The following is a 1,218-nucleotide window of genomic DNA, read 5'->3' as shown; positions in this document are numbered from 1 at the left end:
GGTAGAACACATCCCGTTCGGAGCGTTCCTGGGGCGAGGGTGGCAACGCCAGGATGCAGTCGAACGACCACCAGCCGACGTACCGACCGGAGTAGCTGGCCGGGCAGTGGGTGACCGCCAGGGTGGAGCCGAGCCCGGTGGACAGGTACTCCGGCTCGCTGAACCGGGACAGGTTGTAGATGGTCCAGGGCGCGATCGTGAGCGCACTCACCGCCGCCGCGACAGCCACCAGGGCGATCCGGCGCCGCCAGGCGAGTTCACGGGCCGTGGCGACGAGTGGCACCACCAGCACCACGGCGAGCAGCGCCAGTTCCGCTCGCGCGAGCATCACCGCAGCGAGAGCCACTCCGAGCCAGGCGGCGTCGGCGACTGTCCGCCGGTCTCGGAACCGGTAGGCGGCAAGGATGCTCCACGCGCAGGTGAGGATCCCGGTCGTCTCCGACATCAACAGCGGGTCGTTGAGCCACATGCCCGGATAGACAGCGGCGATCCCGGCCGCCACCAGTCCGGTCACGGGGCCGGCGATCCGCCGCCCGGCGAGGGCGACGAGCACGATCGACAGCACGCCGAGCAGACACGAGAACAGCTGGTGGGACAGGAAGCTGGTGAATCCGAGCACCGACGGCACGGCCAGCAGCCCGCTGGTCAGTGGGGGGTGCTGGGCGTCGGGGACGTAGCGGCCGGACAGGGCGAGTTCGTAGGGATCGGGCCAGCCCCGGCCGTCGGCGAAGAGGTTCGCCGCCTCGTGGTAGTAGTACGGGTCCCCCTGCACGACCGCCGGATGCAGCCAGTGGAACAGGTAGAACAGGCGGACGGCGAGACCGAGCAGCCCGATCGCGGCCAGCCACAGGTGCCAGCGCCCGGGCCGCGCCCGCCCCAGCATCGCGGAGAACCCCGACATCACGGGGAATCCCAACGTGGGTTGGCCCGTGGACACCGCCGGCGCCGGGGCCACCATCCGGGGGAACCCCGCCGTGGTCTCAGACACGCGCGGAAGGTACCAATGTCCCGATAACGGCTCGACACCGCGTCCGCCGCGACAGCGGCGAGCACACCGCGCGTACGTCCTTCCACGCCGCTGCGATTAGCCTTGCCTGTCGTATGTCCTGGCGAGGTCGCAGCTGACGCAACCCCCGGCGACGAGGAGGGAACGAGGCTGACCAGCAACGACGCCGACACCTTCCCGCTCGCCTCCGGTGGGCGCCACCGCCGGGTGGC

General features: G+C 70.8%; 1 protein-coding gene. It reads right to left on the bottom strand.

The window, feature by feature from the left end; genetic code table 11:
• On the bottom strand, positions 1-901 hold a 901-nt coding region (locus AC08ON_RS17275), incomplete at its 3' end, for a glycosyltransferase family 39 protein (RefSeq protein ID WP_476617356.1).
• Between the last annotated feature and the right edge of the window lie 317 nt (positions 902-1,218).

The organism is Frankia sp. CoWAU3 (genome assembly GCF_977971855.1).
This window is presented reverse-complemented; position numbering and strand designations above follow the sequence as displayed.